This window comes from Streptomyces sp. NPDC026301, from assembly GCF_055567935.1.
Genome location: NZ_JBVHPN010000011.1, coordinates 133,822 through 151,563 on the forward strand (window position 1 = coordinate 133,822; position 17,742 = coordinate 151,563).

16 protein-coding genes are annotated in these 17,742 nt (G+C 71.7%); 10 read left to right on the top strand and 6 right to left on the bottom strand.

The window, feature by feature from the left end:
- Positions 1 to 24 precede the first annotated feature (24 nt).
- Both ACZ4MH_RS20835 and ACZ4MH_RS20840 read right to left on the bottom strand, forming a co-directional pair.
- Positions 25 to 687, bottom strand: coding sequence for a hypothetical protein (locus ACZ4MH_RS20835; RefSeq protein WP_467754637.1), 663 nt, complete (start codon positions 685 to 687; stop codon positions 25 to 27).
- Positions 688 to 803: 116 nt separating this feature from the next.
- Entirely contained in the window at positions 804 to 2,150 is a 1,347-nt protein-coding gene (locus ACZ4MH_RS20840) for a DUF2252 domain-containing protein (protein ID WP_351601526.1), read from the bottom strand.
- A 181-nt stretch (positions 2,151 to 2,331) separates the two neighbouring features.
- Here ACZ4MH_RS20840 and dnaE point away from each other — a divergent pair, with 181 nt between their 5' ends.
- Complete coding sequence (gene dnaE, locus ACZ4MH_RS20845; RefSeq protein ID WP_351601523.1) at positions 2,332 to 5,874, top strand: DNA polymerase III subunit alpha; 3,543 nt, start codon at positions 2,332 to 2,334, stop codon at positions 5,872 to 5,874.
- A 76-nt stretch (positions 5,875 to 5,950) separates the two neighbouring features.
- Here dnaE and ACZ4MH_RS20850 read toward each other — a convergent pair whose 3' ends face one another.
- Positions 5,951 to 6,124, bottom strand: coding sequence for a hypothetical protein (locus ACZ4MH_RS20850; RefSeq protein ID WP_351601521.1), 174 nt, complete (start codon positions 6,122 to 6,124; stop codon positions 5,951 to 5,953).
- A gap of 290 nt (positions 6,125 to 6,414) precedes the next feature.
- On the opposite strand from ACZ4MH_RS20850, the gene ACZ4MH_RS20855 reads away from it, so the two are divergent.
- From ACZ4MH_RS20855 to ACZ4MH_RS20870, 4 genes are all read left to right on the top strand, one after another.
- Positions 6,415 to 7,752 (top strand): NYN domain-containing protein, encoded by a 1,338-nt coding sequence (locus ACZ4MH_RS20855; protein WP_467754628.1) that lies wholly within the window; start codon positions 6,415 to 6,417, stop codon positions 7,750 to 7,752.
- A 118-nt stretch (positions 7,753 to 7,870) separates the two neighbouring features.
- Positions 7,871 to 8,842 carry an ABC transporter ATP-binding protein gene (locus ACZ4MH_RS20860; RefSeq protein WP_351598195.1) on the top strand — a complete coding sequence of 324 codons (972 nt, stop codon included), beginning with the start codon at positions 7,871 to 7,873 and terminating at the stop codon, positions 8,840 to 8,842.
- A 70-nt stretch (positions 8,843 to 8,912) separates the two neighbouring features.
- On the top strand, positions 8,913 to 9,713 hold the full coding sequence (locus tag ACZ4MH_RS20865; protein ID WP_351598192.1) for an ABC transporter permease: 801 nt from the start codon (positions 8,913 to 8,915) through the stop codon (positions 9,711 to 9,713).
- A 95-nt stretch (positions 9,714 to 9,808) separates the two neighbouring features.
- A complete protein-coding gene (locus ACZ4MH_RS20870; RefSeq protein WP_351598187.1) occupies positions 9,809 to 10,504 on the top strand; it encodes a hypothetical protein in 696 nt (231 codons plus the stop codon).
- A 206-nt stretch (positions 10,505 to 10,710) separates the two neighbouring features.
- Here the strand turns inward: ACZ4MH_RS20870 and ybaK are convergent, their stop codons facing one another.
- The 3 genes from ybaK to ACZ4MH_RS20885 all read right to left on the bottom strand — a co-directional run bounded on the left by ybaK (position 10,711) and on the right by ACZ4MH_RS20885 (position 13,675).
- Entirely contained in the window at positions 10,711 to 11,211 is a 501-nt protein-coding gene (gene ybaK, locus ACZ4MH_RS20875) for a Cys-tRNA(Pro) deacylase (RefSeq protein WP_351598184.1), read from the bottom strand.
- A gap of 15 nt (positions 11,212 to 11,226) precedes the next feature.
- Entirely contained in the window at positions 11,227 to 12,000 is a 774-nt protein-coding gene (locus ACZ4MH_RS20880) for an LON peptidase substrate-binding domain-containing protein (RefSeq protein WP_351598181.1), read from the bottom strand.
- 76 nt (positions 12,001 to 12,076) lie between these two features.
- A complete protein-coding gene (locus tag ACZ4MH_RS20885) occupies positions 12,077 to 13,675 on the bottom strand; it encodes an oxidoreductase (RefSeq protein ID WP_351598178.1) in 1,599 nt (532 codons plus the stop codon).
- A gap of 224 nt (positions 13,676 to 13,899) precedes the next feature.
- Here ACZ4MH_RS20885 and hisD point away from each other — a divergent pair, with 224 nt between their 5' ends.
- The 5 genes from hisD to hisH are packed head-to-tail and all read left to right on the top strand — an operon-like array spanning position 13,900 to position 17,732.
- Positions 13,900 to 15,225: a histidinol dehydrogenase gene (gene hisD, locus ACZ4MH_RS20890; RefSeq protein WP_351598175.1), complete on the top strand. Its 1,326-nt coding sequence runs from the start codon at positions 13,900 to 13,902 to the stop codon at positions 15,223 to 15,225.
- Positions 15,222 to 16,340: a histidinol-phosphate transaminase gene (locus ACZ4MH_RS20895; protein ID WP_351598172.1), complete on the top strand. Its 1,119-nt coding sequence runs from the start codon at positions 15,222 to 15,224 to the stop codon at positions 16,338 to 16,340. Before hisD ends, ACZ4MH_RS20895 begins: the two co-directional genes overlap by 4 nt.
- On the top strand, positions 16,337 to 16,930 hold the full coding sequence (gene hisB, locus ACZ4MH_RS20900; RefSeq protein ID WP_351598169.1) for an imidazoleglycerol-phosphate dehydratase HisB: 594 nt from the start codon (positions 16,337 to 16,339) through the stop codon (positions 16,928 to 16,930). The genes ACZ4MH_RS20895 and hisB overlap by 4 nt, the downstream gene beginning before the upstream one ends.
- On the top strand, positions 16,927 to 17,091 hold the full coding sequence (locus tag ACZ4MH_RS20905; RefSeq protein ID WP_351598167.1) for a hypothetical protein: 165 nt from the start codon (positions 16,927 to 16,929) through the stop codon (positions 17,089 to 17,091). The genes hisB and ACZ4MH_RS20905 overlap by 4 nt, the downstream gene beginning before the upstream one ends.
- Positions 17,082 to 17,732: an imidazole glycerol phosphate synthase subunit HisH gene (hisH, locus tag ACZ4MH_RS20910; protein ID WP_351598189.1), complete on the top strand. Its 651-nt coding sequence runs from the start codon at positions 17,082 to 17,084 to the stop codon at positions 17,730 to 17,732. The genes ACZ4MH_RS20905 and hisH overlap by 10 nt, the downstream gene beginning before the upstream one ends.
- Positions 17,733 to 17,742 lie beyond the last annotated feature (10 nt).

The window sequence follows — 17,742 nt, forward strand, 5'->3', positions numbered from 1 at the left end:
CTCGCGGGCTCGCGGGCTCGCGGCTCAGGCCGCGAGGGAGCAGGCAGGCGGTCCCCGGCGTACGACGCAGTGCACGAGCAGGGGGGTGCTGCGGGCGGGCCCGGTGGCCGGCGCGGGGCGCACGGCCGGGCGGCGCGGGGCGCGGCCCGCGGTGAGCACCGCGACCGCGACCAGCAGGGGGCGCAGCGCGAAGACGGCCAGCGCGCCCAGCAGCTGGACGAGCGCCGCCTCGCCGCGCCGCAGCCAGGCGGCGGCCAGCAGCCCGACCGCGACGTGCGCGGCGAGCAGCAGCAGCCAGGTGCAGGCGGGGGCCGGCTGGTGCCCGGCGGCCCGGGCCAGCGGCGTGCCGACGTCGCCGCCGCGGCACAGCAGGTCCACGCCCAGCGAGCGCAGCGGCCCTGCGACGGGGCCGCCGGCCGCGCCGTAGCACGCGTGCTGGCCGACGCTGAAGACCGTGTCGGCGGCCAGCTCCAGCGGTACGAGCAGCGCGGCGATCGGCCCGAAGCGGCGCTCCCGGCCGGCCAGCGCGTACGCCAGCACGAACACGGCGGCGGCGAGCGCGGCCACCGTGGTCAGCGGCAGCGGCATCCGGGACAGCAGCACATGGGAGGCAGCGGACAGCGTCACGCAGAGCGCCGTGAAGAGCGCCGCGCGCAGTGCCCGCAGGTGTGCCGCCGAGATGTCCATCGAAATCGAGTCTGCCATGGGCCGGGGTAAGCGCCGCTTAAGGGGCTTCTGTGAATCGTTGACGGAATCGGGGCCGGGTCGGGGCCGCGTCGGGGCCCGGGTCCGGGCCCCGTGGATCACAGCCCCGGGATGCGGCCGTTGCGGAAGAGGTCGACGAATATCTGGTGGTCGCGGCGGGCCCGGGAGCCGTAGCCGTGCGCGAAGTCCACCAGCAGCTCGGCGAAGCCCTCCTCGTCGGCCGCGATGGCCGCGTCGATCGCGCGCTCCGTGGAGAACGGCACCAGCGAGTGGCCGCTCTCGTCGTCCGCCGCCGCGTGCATCGCCGCTGTCGCGCGGCCCAGGTCGGCGACCACCGCGGAGATCTCCTCGACCTCGTCGATGTCGGACCAGTCCAGGTCGACGGCGTACGGCGAGACCTCGGCGACGAGCTGGCCGCGCCGGCTGCCCTCCTCCTCGATCTCCGTCCAGCCCAGCCACGGGTCGGCGTGCGCCTGCAGGGCGCGCTGGGAGATCACCGTGCGGTGCCCCTCGTGCTGGAAGTACGCGCGCACCTCGGGGTCCGTGACGTGCCGCGAGACCGCCGGGGTCTGCGCCTGCTTCATGTAGATGACGACGTCGTTCTCCAGCGCGTCGCTGTTGCCCTCCAGCAGGATGTTGTACGAGGGCAGGCCGGCAGAGCCGATGCCGATGCCGCGGCGGCCGACCACGTCCTTGACGCGGTAGGAGTCCGGGCGGGCCAGGCTGGACTCGGGCAGCGTCTCCAGATAGCCGTCGAACGCCGCGAGGACCTTGTACCGCGTCGCCGCGTCCAGCTCGATGGCGCCGCCGCCCGGCGCGAACCGGCGCTCGAAATCGCGGATCTCCGTCATCGAGTCCAGCAGCGCGAAGCGGGTGCGCGAGCGGGCGTCGCGCAGCGCGTCCAGCAGCGGACCCTGGGCGGTCTCCAGGGTGAAGGGCTGGACGTCGTCGTTCTTGGCGCCCGTGGCCAGCGCGTGGATGCGCTCCCGATAGGCGGTGGCGTACGTGCGCACCAGGTCGGTGATCTGCTCATCGCTGAGCGCCTTGGCGTACCCGATCAGCGCCACGGAGGCGGCGAAGCGCTTGAGGTCCCAAGTGAAGGGGCCGACGTACGCCTCGTCGAAGTCGTTGACGTTGAAGATCAGCCGGCCGGTGGCGTCCATGTACGTGCCGAAGTTCTCCGCGTGCAGATCGCCGTGGATCCACACCCGGCCGGTCCGCTCGTCCAGATACGGGCCGGTGTCCTTCCCCGCCTCCAGGTCCTTGTAGAAGAGGCAGGCCGTGCCGCGGTAGAAGGCGAAGGCGGAGGCGGCCATCTTGCGGAACTTCACACGGAAGGCCGCGGGGTCGGCGGCGAGCAGCTCCCCGAAAGCGGTGTCGAAGACGGCGAGTATTTCCTCGCCGCGCTGGGCGGCGTCCTGCGCCGGGGCGTGCTGGTTCGACATCGCTGGGTGCCTCCTGGTGGCCTTGGCGGGGCCGTATGTTTCCGGACGGATGTTCCGTGACTGACAACGCGCGAGGCTACCTGCGCGTGCCCGGCGGAGGCGTGGTTTGTCAGTCCGGAGTCGTAGACTTCCAGACCGTCTCCCCCCTTAGCCGCCGACTGTTTACCGGAGGTCTTCCGCCGTGGCCAAGCCGCCGTTCACGCACCTGCACGTTCACACCCAGTACTCGCTGCTGGACGGTGCCGCGCGGCTCAAGGACATGTTCAATGCCGCCAATGAAATGGGCATGTCGCACATCGCCATGTCCGACCACGGCAACCTCCACGGCGCGTACGACTTCTTCCACACCGCGCAGAAGGCCGGTGTGACGCCGATCATCGGCATCGAGGCGTATGTGGCCCCGGCCTCCCGCAAGCACAAGCGCAAGATCCAGTGGGGTCAGCCGCACCAGAAGCGCGACGACGTCTCCGGTTCCGGTGGTTACACCCACAAGACGATCTGGGCGGCGAACAAGACCGGCCTGCACAACCTCTTCCGGCTCTCCTCCGACGCCTACAAGGAGGGCTGGCTGCAGAAGTGGCCGCGCATGGACAAGGAGACCATCTCCCAGTGGTCCGAGGGCCTGATCGCGTCCACCGGCTGCCCCTCCGGTGAGCTGCAGACCCGCCTGCGCCTGGGGCAGTACGAGGAGGCGAAGAAGGCGGCGGCCGAGTACCAGGACATCTTCGGCAAGGACCGGTACTTCCTGGAGCTGATGGACCACGGTATCGAGATCGAGCGCCGGGTCCGCGACGATCTGCTCAAGATCGGCAAGGAGCTGGGCATCCCGCCGCTGGTCACCAACGACTCGCACTACACCTACTCGCACGAGGCGACCGCGCACGACGCGCTGCTGTGCATCCAGACTGGCAAGAACCTCTCCGACCCCGACCGCTTCCGCTTCGACGGCACCGGCTACTACCTGAAGTCCACGGAGGAGATGTACGCCATCGACTCCTCCGAGGCGTGGCAGCTGGGCTGCGACAACACCCGGCTGGTCGCCGACCAGATCGACACCTCCGGGATGTTCGAGAAGCGCGACCTGATGCCGAAGTTCGACATCCCCGAGGGCTACACCGAGGTCACCTGGTTCAAGGAGGAGGTCCGGCGGGGCATGGCGCGCCGCTTCCCCGGCGGCGTCCCCGAGGACCGGCAGCGGCAGGCCGACTACGAGATGGACATCATCCTGCAGATGGGGTTCCCGGGATACTTCCTGGTCGTCGCGGACTTCATCATGTGGGCGAAGAACAACGGGATTGCCGTGGGGCCGGGGCGTGGTTCGGCCGCCGGTTCGATCGTCGCGTACGCCATGGGCATCACCGACCTCGACCCGATCGAGCACGGGCTGATCTTCGAGCGGTTCCTGAACCCCGAGCGCGTGTCCATGCCCGATGTCGACATCGACTTCGACGAGCGTCGGCGCGTCGAGGTGATCCGGTACGTCACCGAGAAGTACGGCGAGGACAAGGTCGCCATGATCGGTACGTACGGCAAGATCAAGGCGAAGAACGCGATCAAGGACTCGGCCCGCGTGCTGGGCTACCCGTACGCGATGGGTGACCGGCTCACCAAGGCCATGCCCGCCGACGTCCTCGGCAAGGGCATCGACCTCTCCGGCATCACCGACCCCCAGCACCCGCGCTACAGCGAAGCGGGCGAGATCCGGGGGATGTACGAGAACGAACCGGACGTGAAGAAGGTCATCGACACCGCCAAGGGTGTGGAGGGCCTGGTCCGGCAGATGGGTGTGCACGCGGCCGGCGTGATCATGTCCAGCGAGCCGATCGTCGACCACGCCCCGCTGTGGACGCGGCACACCGACGGCGTGACGATCACGCAGTGGGACTACCCCCAGTGCGAGTCGCTCGGCCTGCTCAAGATGGACTTCCTGGGCCTGCGCAACCTCACCATCATGGACGACGCCCGCAAGATGGTGGAGGCCAACAAGGGCGTCAAGCTGGACCTCCTGGAGATCCCGCTCGACGACCCGAAGACGTACGAACTGCTCTGCCGGGGTGACACGCTCGGCGTCTTCCAGTTCGACGGCGGCCCGATGCGCTCGCTGCTGCGCCAGATGCAGCCCGACAACTTCGAGGACATTTCCGCCGTCTCGGCCCTGTATCGCCCGGGCCCGATGGGCATGAACTCCCACACGAACTACGCGGAGCGCAAGAACGGCCGCCAGGAGATCACGCCGATCCACCCGGAGCTGGAGGAGCCGCTCAAGGAGGTCCTGGGCCTCACCTACGGCCTGATCGTCTACCAGGAGCAGGTCCAGAAGGCCGCCCAGATCGTCGCCGGGTATTCGCTGGGCGAGGCGGACGTCCTGCGCCGCGTGATGGGCAAGAAGAAGCCCGAGGAGCTGGAGAAGAACTTCGTCCTCTTCCAGGCGGGCGCCCGGAAGAACGGCTTCTCCGACCAGGCCATCCAGGCGCTGTGGGACGTGCTGGTCCCGTTCGCCGGCTACGCGTTCAACAAGGCGCACTCCTCCGCGTACGGCCTGGTCACCTACTGGACCGCCTACCTCAAGGCGAACTACCCGGCCGAGTACATGTCCGCGCTGCTCACCTCGGTGCGCGACGACAAGGACAAGTCCGCGGTCTATCTGAACGAGTGCCGCAAGATGGGCATCAAGGTCCTCCCGCCGAACGTCAACGAGTCCGAGGCGAACTTCGCGGCCCAGGGCGACGACGTGATCCTCTTCGGCCTCTCCGCGGTCAGGAACGTCGGCACGAACGTCGTCGAGGCGATCATCCGCAGCCGGAAGTCCAAGGGGAAGTTCTCCTCCTTCCCGGACTACCTGGACAAGGTCGAGGCGGTGGTCTGCAACAAGCGCACCACCGAGTCGCTGATCAAGGCCGGCGCGTTCGACGAGATGGGCCACACCCGCAAGGGCCTCACCGCGCACTACGAGACGATGATCGACAACGTCGTGCAGGTGAAGCGCAAGGAGGCCGAGGGACAGTTCGACCTCTTCGGCGGGATGGGCGACGCCGTCGACGACAGCGGCCCCGGCTTCGGCCTGGACGTGGAGTTCTCCGACGTCGAGTGGGACAAGACCTATCTGCTCGCGCAGGAGCGCGAAATGCTGGGTCTGTACGTCTCGGACCATCCGCTGTTCGGTCTTGAGCACGTACTGTCCGACAAGGCGGACGCCGCGATCGCGCAGCTCACCGGCGGCGACTATTCGGACGGCTCGATCGTCACCATCGGCGGCATCATCTCGGGCCTGCAGCGCAAGATGACCAAGCAGGGCAACGCCTGGGCGATCGCCACCGTCGAGGACCTGGCGGGCTCCATCGACTGCATGTTCTTCCCGGCGACGTACCAGCTGGTGTCCACCCAGCTCGTCGAGGACGCGATCGTCTTCGTCAAGGGCCGCCTGGACAAGCGCGAGGACATCCCCCGCCTGGTCGCCATGGAGATGATGATCCCCGACCTCTCGGACGCCGGGACGAACGCACCGCTGACGATCACCATCCCGACGCTCAAGGTCACCCCGCCGCTGGTCGAGAAGCTGGGTGACGTGCTGAACCAGCACCGCGGCTCCACGGAGGTGCGGATCAAGCTCCAGGGCACGCGGAAGACGACCGTGCTGCGCCTGGACAAGCACCGCGTCACCGCCGACCCGTCGCTCTTCGGCGACCTGAAGGTACTGCTCGGCGCCTCCTGCCTGGCCGGCTGACGCCGTACGCGCACGACACGAGGGGCGCGTCCCGGGATCTCCCGGGGCGCGCCCCTCGCGTGCGATGCGGCGCCGGTCAGTTGTGGCCGAAGCGGCGCTCGCGGTGCTTGCGGGCGACGTCGCCCGGGTTCGCCGAAGCGGCCGACTTGGACTGTGCTTCCATCGCCGACTGCTGTGCCTGCTGCTGTCCGCGCTCCGCCTGCCCGTCGGACTTCTGACTGCGGTCCCGGCTCTTCTTGTTCTTGGCCATGATCGTGCCTCCTGAAGGGGAATCCTGGGATCGGGGCCGAAGCCAGAGTTACACGCCGGGCAAAAGGCTGCATTCCGGGCAATTCTCTCGGGTGAGGCGGAGTGTCGGCGGCGGGATCGCGGCAGCGGCGGCGTAATGCGCCACGCCGATGATCGAGTTCCGGCAGATAACCCACGCGCGGTCGGGCAGACTCGAAGAAAGCAGACTCGACGAGAGCCGAAGACACCTCAGCCAACAGGCCGAGCCGGGGGGCGACCGGACCGCAGGACCTTTAGGGAAGAGGGTGGAACGTGGACCGCTGCGTCGTCCTGGTGGACGCCGGGTACTTGCTGGGCGCCGCCGCGAGCCTGCTGGCCGGAGAGCCCGCCCGGTCCCGCATCACCGTCGATCACGCCGCCCTGATCCAGGGCCTGCGCGAGCGCGCCGAAGCCGACACCGAGCGCCGGCTGCTGCGCATCTATTGGTTCGACGGCGCCCCCGACCGGGTGCCGCAGCCCGAGCACCGCAGGCTGCGGGTGATGCCCCGGGTCACCGTCCGGCTCGGCGCCCTGACCCGCAGCGACGGCCGCTGGGCACAGAAGGGCGTGGACGCCGCCATGCACGCCGAGCTCACCGAACTGGCCAGGAACCGCGCCTGCTCCGACATCGTTCTGGTCACCGGCGACGGCGACCTGCTGCCCGGCCTGATGTCGGCCAAGGAGCACGGCGTCGCGGTGCACCTCTGGGCCGTCCAGGCCGCCGACGGCGACTACAACCAGTCCGAGGACCTGGTCGCCGAGGCCGACGAGCGCCGGGTGCTGGACCGCGCGTGGATCACCCGCGCGGTGCGCGCGAAGGACATCAGCGGCGTCTGCCCGCCCTCGTCCGTGCCGCGCACGGAGATCGCCGCGATCCTCTCGGCGCCGCTGCCGGAGTCCGCCGTCGCCGCGGCCGCCTCGGCGGCCGACCGGGACGGCGGCGATCCCCATCACCACCACCGCGAACGCAACGGTACGGCCCGGCCCGCGCACGTCCCGCGCGCAGGCGAGCCCGACGGCGCGGCGCCGGCCGGGCCCGCCGCGGCGGACGGCACCTGCACGGCGGACCGCGAGGCGGAGGCGGGCGCCGCCGCGGCCGGCGGCAAGGGCGTGCCCACCCCCAAGGACCTCGCGGGCCTCGGCAAGAACCACACGACGCCGCCCGCCGGCACCCCCGTGCCACCCGCCGCGACGCTCCGCTGGTCCTCCGACAAGGGCTGGGTGGACCGGGCAGGCGGGCCGGTCGGCGAGCCCCCGGAGACCGCGTCGCTGCCCACCCTCGCCCAGCTCACCAGCGCCGAACAGCGCTGGGCCGACCGGGAGGAGGACATCACGGCGGTCGGCGGCGACCCCTTCGAGGTCGGCCAGGTCTTCGCCCGCCGCTGGACCGAACGCCTCAGCGACACCGTCCACCTCCAGCAGCTCTCCACGGAGTACCCGCGCATCCCGCACCGCATCGACGGCGAGCTGCTGCGCTACGCCGCCCGGTTCGGGCTGCTCGCGCACAAGGACGACCAGATCGACGAGCACGACAGGTACGCCATCCGGGCCGGGTTCTGGCGCGAGGTCGACCTGCGCACGGCCGCCGAGCACGCGCCCGCGGCCGACTGACCGCGCCGGCCGGCGGACGCCCCGCGGGCGGCGGGCCGACGACGGGCGCGTACCCTCGTTCCTCGTGAGGACGGGCACAAAAACGGGCACAAATCAGGCCGCGGGCGGCGGGACCGCCGTGGCCGTGCGGGATCTGGTCAAGACCTATCCCGCGGTGCGCGGGCGCCGCGGCGCTGCCGACGTGCCCGCCGTACGGGCCAGCGACGGGATCGCCCTGGACATCCGGGGCGGCGAGATCTTCGGGCTGCTGGGCCCCAACGGCGCGGGCAAGTCCACTCTGGTACGGCAGCTCACCGGGCTGCTGCGGCCGGACTCCGGCAGCGTCACCGTGCTCGGCCACGACATCGTGCGCCACCCCGAGCGGGCCGCCCGGCTGCTGGCCTACCTCGGCCAGGAGTCCACCGCGCTGGACGAGCTGACCGTCGCGCTGGCCGTGGAGACCACCGGCCGGCTGCGCGGCCTGGACACCCGCACGGCGCGCGGCGAGCGGGACGCCGTCCTCGACGAACTGGGGCTCGGCAAGATCGCCGGCAGCCCGCTGAAGAAGCTGTCCGGGGGCCAGCGGCGGCTGGCCTGCTTCGCCGCCGTACTCGTGGGCGAGCGCCCGCTGCTGGTCCTGGACGAGCCGACGACCGGCATGGACCCCGTCGCGCGGCGCGCGGTGTGGTCGGCCGTGGACCGGCGGCGCGCCGAGCGCGGCGCCACCGTCCTGCTCGTCACCCACAACGTCCTGGAGGCGGAGACCGTACTGGACCGGGTCGCGGTGATCGACCGCGGCCGGGTCATCGCCTGCGACACGCCCGGCGGCCTGAAGGAAATGGTCGGCGAGGAAGTACGCGTGGAACTGGTCTGGCGCGACCGCCCCCCGCTGGACGTGCCCGAGGTCGCCCGGCTCGGCGAGCACGCGCGCGCGAACGGGCGGCGCTGGACGCTGCGGCTGGCACCGGACGAGGCCCGGGCCGCGGTGGCCGCGGTCACCGGCGGGCCCGCCTTCGCCGCCCTGGACGATTTCACGCTCGCCACGCCCAGCCTGGAGGATGTCTACCTCGCACTCGGCGGGCGGACTGAGGAAGGCTTGGTGAAGGCGTGAGAGCGGCCCGGCCGGAACGGAAGAGGAGCGGCGCGGCGTGAGTGTGGTTTCTGCGGCTTCTGCGGAGGCGGTGACCGGCGAGCGAGCCGGTGCCGGGACCGGCGGTGTCCCGGCACCGGCCGAGCTGGCGCCGCGCGCGCGGCTGCGCCCGGCGCTGGCCGCCGTCTACCGCGCGCAGCTCTCCCGGGCCCGGGTCGCCCGCATCCCGCTGCTGTTCGTCGCCACCTTCCAGTCCGTCGGCATCATGGTCCTGATGCGCGGCGTCGCGGACGGGCCCGACGAGGCGCGGGCCGTGGTGTCCGGGTCCAGCGTGCTGGTCGTGGCGTTCGTGGCGCTGAACCTGCTCGCGCAGTACTTCGGTCAGCTGCGGGCCGGCGGCGGCCTGGACCACTACGCCACGCTTCCGGTGCCGCCGGCGGCCGTGGTGCTGGGCGCGGCGGGCGCGTACGCCTCCTTCACCGTGCCCGGCGCGGTGGTCACCGCGGTGGCCGGCAGCGTCCTCTTCCAGCTGCCGCTGACGAACCTCTGGGTACTCGCCGCCGTCATCCCGCTCTCCGGCGCGGCGCTCTCGGGCCTGGGCGCCGCGCTCGGGCTGCTCGCGCCCCGCCAGGAACTGGCCACGCTCCTGGGCCAGCTGGGCATGTCGGCGGCGCTGCTGCTGGGCGTGCTGCCGGCCGACCGGCTGCCCGCCGTCATCGACTACGCGCGCGACCTGCTGCCCTCCACGTACGGCGTGGAGGCGCTGGCGCACAGCTTCGCGCCGCACCCCGACTGGCTGCTGATCTGCGCCGACCTGGGCGTGTGCGCCGCGGTCGGGGTGCTCTCGCTGGCCGTGGCGACGTGGGCGTACCGCCGGGCGGCCGTGCGGTGACCCGGGGGAGCGGGCCGGGCGAGCCGGCCGGGCCGACCGGGCCGCGGGACCGTCCTGCCGCCGGTGGCGCGGCCGGGACCTGGCACGATGGCGGGGTGAGTGCACCGCTGACACCGCCCGACCGTCCGTCGAACCAGCAGCCGGGGGACACCCGCGCCCCATGGGCCTGGCCCGCGACCGAGGAGGACCCCGTGCCGACGCCCCCACAGGAGTACGGCGGGCCCGGTGCCCGCCCCCTGGACGGGGACGACGGCCCCGGACTCCGCACCGAGCTGCGGGAAGCCCTGCTGATCGTGCTGGTCACGACCGTGTGCGGGGCGCTGCTCGGCGTGCTGTGGGCCTGGCTGGCGCCGCATGTGCCGCTGATCTCGGACGGCAGGGCCGTCTACCTGAAGAACGCCGAGGGCGAGGAGTCGATCGGCGCCGACGGCACGTTCATGCTCCTCGGGCTGGCGCTGGGCGTGCTGAGCGCGGCGGTCGTCTTCCTGTGCCGGCGGCGCGGCGGTGTGCCGCTGGTGGTGGCGCTGGTGGTCGGCGGGCTGCTCGGTTCGGTGCTCGCCTGGCGGCTGGGGATGCTGCTGGGGCCGGAGCAGGACGTGGTGGCGCACGCCAAGGCGGTCGGCAAGGGCGTGGCCTTCGACGCGCCGCTGCGGCTGCAGGCCAAGGGCGCGCTGCTGGCCTGGCCGATCGGGGCGGCGCTGGGACAGCTGCTGCTGACGGGGATGTTCGGGCCCCGCGACCCCGAGCCGTTCGAGCCGGACTGGCACGCGCCGCAGCCGCCGAGGGACTGACGTCCCGGGGCCGCGGCGCGCGGTCGTGGGCCGGGCTGTGGTGCTACGCCGGGCGGCGGCCGTGGTTCGCGCGGCCCTTCTTGATGCGCCACTTCCGTTTGCGGGTCTTCTTCGACACGGGGGCCTCCTCCGTGAGTGGGCTCCCCAGCGGTACTAGTCCCGGTGACGGACGGCGTAAAGGGTGCTCGTCGGCCGTACTCGGCCGCTCAGGCCCGGCCGATCGGCGCGAAGACCGCGTCGGTGAGCCTCGCCAGGTCCTCGGGGGCGAGTTCGACCTCCAGGCCGCGGCGGCCCGCCGAGACGCAGACCGTCGCCAGCGCCTCGGCCGAGGAGTCCAGCACCGTGCGGAGCTTCTTGCGCTGGCCCAGGGGAGAGATGCCGCCGCGTACGTAGCCCGTGGTGCGCTCGGCGAGCGCGGGGTCGGCCATTGTGGCGCGCTTGCCGCCGACCGCCGCCGCGAGGGCCTTGAGGTCCAGTGAGCCGGAGACGGGGACGACGGCCACGGTCAGGACGGAGTCGACGTCCGCCAGCAGCGTCTTGAAGACCTGGTCGGGGGAGACACCGAGGGCCTGGGCGGCCTCCTCGCCGTACGAGGCGGTGGCCGGGTCGTGCGCGTAGGCGTGCGTGGTGAAGGGGACGCCCGCCTCGGTCAGGGCGACCGTGGCGGGAGTGCCGCCCTGCTTGCCGTTCTTGGACTTCTTCGCCAACGTCTCGGCCTCGTGTCAGTTCGGGCTGGTCGGCTGCCGGGTGAGGTCCACGGCCGGCAGCGACGGGAGCTTACCGATCACCGCGGTCTCCTGGCGCAGCATTTTCAGCTCCTGCGCGAGACGGGACGCGGTGTCCTCGGCCTCCAGGAGCTGCTGCTTGCGCGGCACGTCCAGGACGGTCGCGGCGGCCACGAGGTAGGACAGCACGGCGGGGTCGTCCGGGAGCTCCTGGGAGCTGGTCACCGTGCGCTCGTTCGCCCAGGCCAGCTTCTTCTGGTACGTGCGGAACGCGCGCTCCACGCCGGCGGCGAGGGCGCCCGCGCCGTCCCCTTCCTCCTCCTCCAGCGGCTCGATCTCGCCGGTGAGGTAGGGCCCGGAGGCGTCGACGGAGAGCAGCCGGAAGCGGGTGGTGCCGGTGGTCAGCACCTCGTAGGCGGTGTTCTCGTCGCTGCCTTCGGGGGCCGGGCCCGGGGCGGTGCCCTTCTCCTGGATGGTCGCCGCGTCCGCGACGCAGCCGACGGGGTGGAAGGCGCGGATCGGGTCGGCACCGAAGCCGGCCGCCGCGCCCTTGTCGGGCAGGGCGGTGCTGTCGGGCATACCGGGAGCGGTGGCGGCGACCTCGCGGCCGTCCCGGATGGCGACGACTCCGAAGCGGCGCTCGTCCTCCGGGAGGTCGAGGAGGTCCCGCATCAGCGCTCGGTACCGCGCTTCGAAGACGTTCAGCGGAAGCACGAGGCCCGGGAACAGCACCGTGTTCAGCGGGAAGAGCGGTAGGCGCACGGAGGTCACAGCCCGTAAGCCTAAATGGTCGGCGGCGCCCCGGGAGGGGCCGGGCGTCACAGGAGTGTTTCCCGGCCCCAGCGGTCTACTGGCGACGGAGCAGCCGCGAGGCACCGGCGGCGACCGTGGTGGCCAGCACCCAGCCCGCCATGATCATGATCGCGGCGGCCCACTGGGAGCCGCCTTCCGGGCGCCAGTAACTGTCCTGGTTCAGGTCGATGACCGGCAGCAGCAGGTCGAGGGAGTACAGGTAGGGGTTCCAGAGGGGGGTCTCGCCGGGCTTGAGGGCGTGGGGCGGGTTCTGCGAGAAGAACACCGTGCCCACCGCCCACAGGACGGCCATCCAGACGGCGGCGCGGCCCGGGCGGTATCCGTAGGCCACCGTCCAGTCCTGGAGGAAGCCCCAGGACTTCGCGGCGAGCGGCAGCGTTTCGCGGCGTCTGCGCTGCTTGGCGAGGAGCACCTCGCGCGCGTCGGAGTCCTCACCGCTGCGGCGCAGCGCCGTGGCGAGCATCTCGTACGGCTCGGGCGCGTACTCGGGCGTGGCGGCCGCCACCCACTGCAGGCGCAGGGAGAGCGGGAAGTGGCCGCGCGGGATCAGGGTCTCGTAGGCGAAACCGGCCATCCACAGGCCGCCCAGGCCGGGCCAGCTGGTCGATTTGTCGACGAGGTTCACGACCCGGGCGCCGGAGAGGATGACCCGGCCGCGCTGCGGGCGCTCGCCCAGGAAGCGCAGCTCAGGGGTCTGGATGCGGCGCATGGACAGTTCCTGGTCGGACTCCAGGATGAAGCGCGCCTGGTCCAGGTCGACGGCGTCCCCGAAGCGGCCGTCGTCCAGCCGCATGCCGCCCTCGCACTCGAAGCGCTGCATACGGGTGCCGCGCGCCGGGGTCGTGGTGATGCCGTAAGGGGGCGTGGCGGAGCTGGAGACCGAGCCGGAGAGGCCGGCGGCGGTGAGGTACAGCGTGCGCTCCACGGTGAGCTGCGGGGCGTTCAGCGCCCGGCGGCCGTAGGGATTGCTCAGCCGGCTGCCGCGCAGGCTCAGCGACACGCCGATGGTGGCGCCGCGCAGCGTCAGCTCGCCGTACGACTCCATCATCTCGGCCTGCAGGTCCTGGGCCACGGTCAGGCCGTCGGCGGTGAGGGACCGGCCACGCCGGTCCTTGTGCACCACGACCTGGTTGAGCATGAGGTCCGTGCCGATGTGCGCGTCGGTGAGCCGGATGCCGCGCTGGACGATGCAGCGCGGCAGATGCAGGTCACCCTCGGTGTGCAGGCGGGCGGCCTCCAGCCGGGGGATGGCGCAGTTGACCATCCGCAGCGTCGTGAAGCGGCTCTCGGGGAGGACGATCTCGCTCTCGAAGCGGCAGTCGCGCAGCTCCACAAATGGCTCGATAGTGCCGCCCGCGACGTCCAGGGAGTCGGTGATGTACGCGCCGGTGAGCTTCAGCGCGGAGACCCGGCCGGGCTGGGCCGGCGGGCCGTTCAGCAGCAGGAGCGCGATGATCCGGGCGCGTACCGTGCGCTCGGGGCCCCACTCGTGGCGGGCGTGCGGATCGTTGCGCGCCGGGTCGTCGGTGCGCAGATCGCACGTGCTGCCGTTGCGGAACGCCTGCCACAGGCTCCATTCCGCCGAGGTCAGATCCAGCTCCGGCGGCGCGTCGCCGTCGGTGGGGTCACTCACCGCGGCCTCCCCCTCTCGTTCCCGGCGGCGCCGTACCGGGCACCGCCGTCTCTCCGTACGTACCGGGCGACCCACGCGTGCCCCCGTGCTCCCCGGCACCCCACGGAACCCCATTCCCGCTGGGTGACCCGGTGAACTCCCGTGGTCAGGATCACCTCAGGCATTGCGTATCACCGATTGATACGGGCGGCGGACACCGGCAGCGCGTCTGAGACACTGGAGGGGTGATCTCCCGAATCGATCTGCGCGGTGACGCCCTCCCCGAGGGCGGCGCCCTGCGCGACCTGCTGCCCCGTGCCGAGTTCGACGTGGAAGCCGCCCTGGAGAAGGTGCGGCCCATCTGCGAGGACGTGCGCCATCGTGGCACGGCTGCGCTGATCGAGTACGCCCATCGGTTCGACCGGGTCGAGATCGAGCGGGTGCGGGTGCCCGCCGAGGCGCTGCGGACCGCGCTGGCGGAGCTGGACCCGGCGGTCCGGGCCGCTCTTGAGGAGTCCATCAAGCGGGCCCGCACGGTCCACCGTGAGCAGCGGCGTACGGATGTGACGACGAAGGTCGTGCCGGGCGGCACGGTCACCGAGCGGTGGGTGCCGGTCGAGCGGGTCGGGTTGTATGTGCCCGGTGGCCGCTCGGTCTACCCCTCGTCCGTGGTGATGAACGTCGTCCCGGCGCAGGAGGCCGGCGTCGAGTCGCTGGCGATCGCCTCGCCGCCGCAGGCCGACTTCGGCGGCCTGCCGCACCCGACGATCCTGGCCACCTGCGCCCTGCTGGGCGTGGACGAGGTGTACGCGGCCGGTGGCGCCCAGGCGGTCGCGATGTTCGCGTACGGCACCGAGGACTGCCTGCCGGTCAATCTCGTCACGGGCCCCGGCAACATCTACGTCGCCGCCGCGAAGCGCCTGCTCAAGGGCCGCATCGGCATCGACTCCGAGGCCGGCCCCACCGAGATCGCGATCCTCGCGGACGACACCGCGGACCCGGCGCACGTCGCCGCCGACCTGATCAGCCAGGCCGAGCACGACCCGATGGCCGCCGCCGTCCTGGTCACCGCCTCGGAGGAGCTGGCAGAGCGGGTCGAGAAGGAGCTGGAGCCGCAGGTCCGCGCGACCCGGCACGTCGAGGACCGGATCATCCCCGCGCTCGCCGGCCGGCAGTCCGCGATCGTGCTGGTCGACGGCCTGGACGAGGGCCTGAAGGTCGTGGACGCCTACGGCGCCGAGCACCTGGAGGTCCAGACCGAGGACGCCGCAGCGGTGGCCGCGCGGGTCCGCAACGCCGGCGCGATCTTCGTCGGCCCGTACGCGCCCGTCTCGCTCGGCGACTACTGCGCGGGCTCGAACCACGTGCTGCCCACCGGCGGCTGCGCGTGCCACTCCTCGGGCCTGTCCGTGCAGTCCTTCCTGCGCGGCATCCACGTCGTGGACTACACCCGCGACGCACTGGCCGAGGTCGCCCACCACGTGGTGACCCTCGCCGAGGCCGAGGACCTCCCGGCGCACGGCGCGGCGATCAAGGCAAGGTTCGACTGGAAGGTTCCCGGCAGCAAGTGACCGGCATCGACGATCTCCCCATCCGGGACGAGCTGCGCGGCAAGTCCCCGTACGGCGCCCCTCAGCTGGACGTGCCCGTACGCCTGAACACCAACGAGAATCCGTACCCACTGCCCGAGGCGCTGGTGCGGCGGATCGCCGAGCGGGTCACCGAGGCGGCCCGCGACCTGAACCGCTATCCGGACCGGGACGCGGTCGAGCTGCGCACCGAGCTGGCCCGGTACCTCTCCCGCACCGGCGGCCACGAGGTCACCAAGGACCAGGTCTGGGCCGCCAACGGTTCCAACGAGGTCATCCAGCAGCTGCTGCAGACCTTCGGCGGTCCAGGGCGCAGCGCCATCGGCTTCGAGCCGTCGTACTCGATGCACGGCCTGATCTCGCGCGGCACGGGCACGGAGTGGATCTCGGGGCCGCGCAACGACGACTTCACCATCGACGTCGAGGCCGCGAAGAAGGCCATCGCCGAGCGCAGGCCCGACGTGGTCTTCGTCTGCTCGCCGAACAACCCGACCGGCACGGCCGTGGCAGCGGAAACGGTGCTGGCGCTGTACGAGGCCGCGCAGGCCGCCAAGGCGGACACCGCCGGGGCGCTCGTGGTCGTCGACGAGGCGTACGGCGAGTTCAGCCACCACCCCTCGCTGCTCCCGCTGATCGAGGGCCGGCCGAACCTGGTCGTCTCCCGGACGATGTCCAAGGCGTTCGGCGCGGCCGGGCTGCGCCTGGGCTACCTCGCCGCCGACCCGGCCGTGGTCGACGCCGTGCAGCTCGTACGCCTGCCGTACCACCTCTCCTCGGTCACCCAGGCCACCGCGCTGGCGGCCCTGGAGCACACCGATACGCTGCTGAAGTACGTCGAGCAGCTGAAGACCGAGCGGGACCGCATCGTCAGTGAGCTGCGAGCCATCGGCTGCGAGGTCGTCGACTCCGACGCCAACTTCGTGCAGTTCGGCAGGTTCGACGACCAGCACACCGCCTGGCAGGCCATCCTCGACCAGGGCGTCCTGGTCCGTGACAACGGAGTGCCGGGCTGGCTGCGGGTATCCGCCGGCACCCCGGCCGAGAACGACGCGTTCCTCGATGCGGTGCGCGCGATCATGAAGGAGACAGGCGCATGAGCCGCGTAGGACGCGTCGAGCGCAAGACCAAGGAGACCTCGGTCCTCGTCGAGATCGACCTCGACGGCACCGGACAGGTCGACGTCTCGACCGGCGTGGGCTTCTACGACCACATGCTCGACCAGCTCGGCCGGCACGGTCTGTTCGACCTCACCGTGAAGACCGACGGCGACCTGCACATCGACACCCACCACACCATCGAGGACACCGCGCTCGCGCTGGGCGCCGCCTTCAAGCAGGCCCTCGGCGACAAGGTGGGCATCTACCGCTTCGGCAACTGCACGGTCCCGCTGGACGAGTCGCTCGCGCAGGTCACGGTCGACCTCTCGGGCCGCCCGTACCTGGTCCACACCGAGCCCGAGAACATCGCGCCGATGATCGGCACGTACGACACGACGATGACCCGGCACATCCTGGAGTCCTTCGTCGCGCAGGCGCAGGTCGCGCTGCACGTCCACGTGCCGTACGGGCGCAACGCGCACCACATCGTGGAGTGCCAGTTCAAGGCGCTGGCCCGGGCGCTGCGGTACGCCTCCGAGCGGGACCCGCGCGCGGCCGGCATCCTGCCCTCCACGAAGGGCGCGCTGTGAACGGTCTCTCGACGGTCTTCATCCTGGTGGGCCTCTTCCTGCTCGGCGGGGTCTTCTCCTTCTGGAAGCAGAAGATGTCCAAGAGCCTGATCGCGGTACTGGCCATCGGCTCGGTGCTGTGTCTCGCCGCGGGCATCGTGCGGCTGGAGGTCTGGAATTGAGCACGCCGCGTAAGAAAGTGGTCGTCTTCGACTACGGCTTCGGCAACATCCGGTCCGCCGAGCGGGCGCTGGCCCATGTCGGCGCCGACGTCGAGGTGACCCGCGACTACGACACCGCCATGAACGCCGACGGGCTGCTGGTGCCCGGCGTCGGCGCCTTCGCGGCCTGCATGCAGGGGCTGCGCGAGGCGCGCGGCGACTGGGTCGTGGGCCGCCGGCTGGCCGGCGGGCGCCCCGTCATGGGCATCTGCGTCGGCATGCAGATCCTCTTCGGCCGCGGCATCGAGCACGACGTGGAGACCGAAGGCCTGGACGAGTGGCCCGGCACGGTCGGCCCGCTCAAGGCCGACGTCGTGCCGCACATGGGCTGGAACACCGTCGAGGCGCCGCAGGACTCGCGGCTCTTCGCCGGCCTGGACGCCGACGAGCGCTACTACTTCGTGCACTCCTACGCCGTGCACGACTGGGAGCTGGAGGTCAGCAACCCCGCCATGCGCGCGCCGCAGGTCACCTGGGCCACGCACGGCGAGCCCTTCGTGGCCGCCGTGGAGAACGGGCCACTGTGGGCCACCCAGTTCCACCCCGAGAAGTCCGGCGACGCCGGTGCCCGGCTCCTGACCAACTGGATCGATTCCCTGTGAGCGCTGAGAG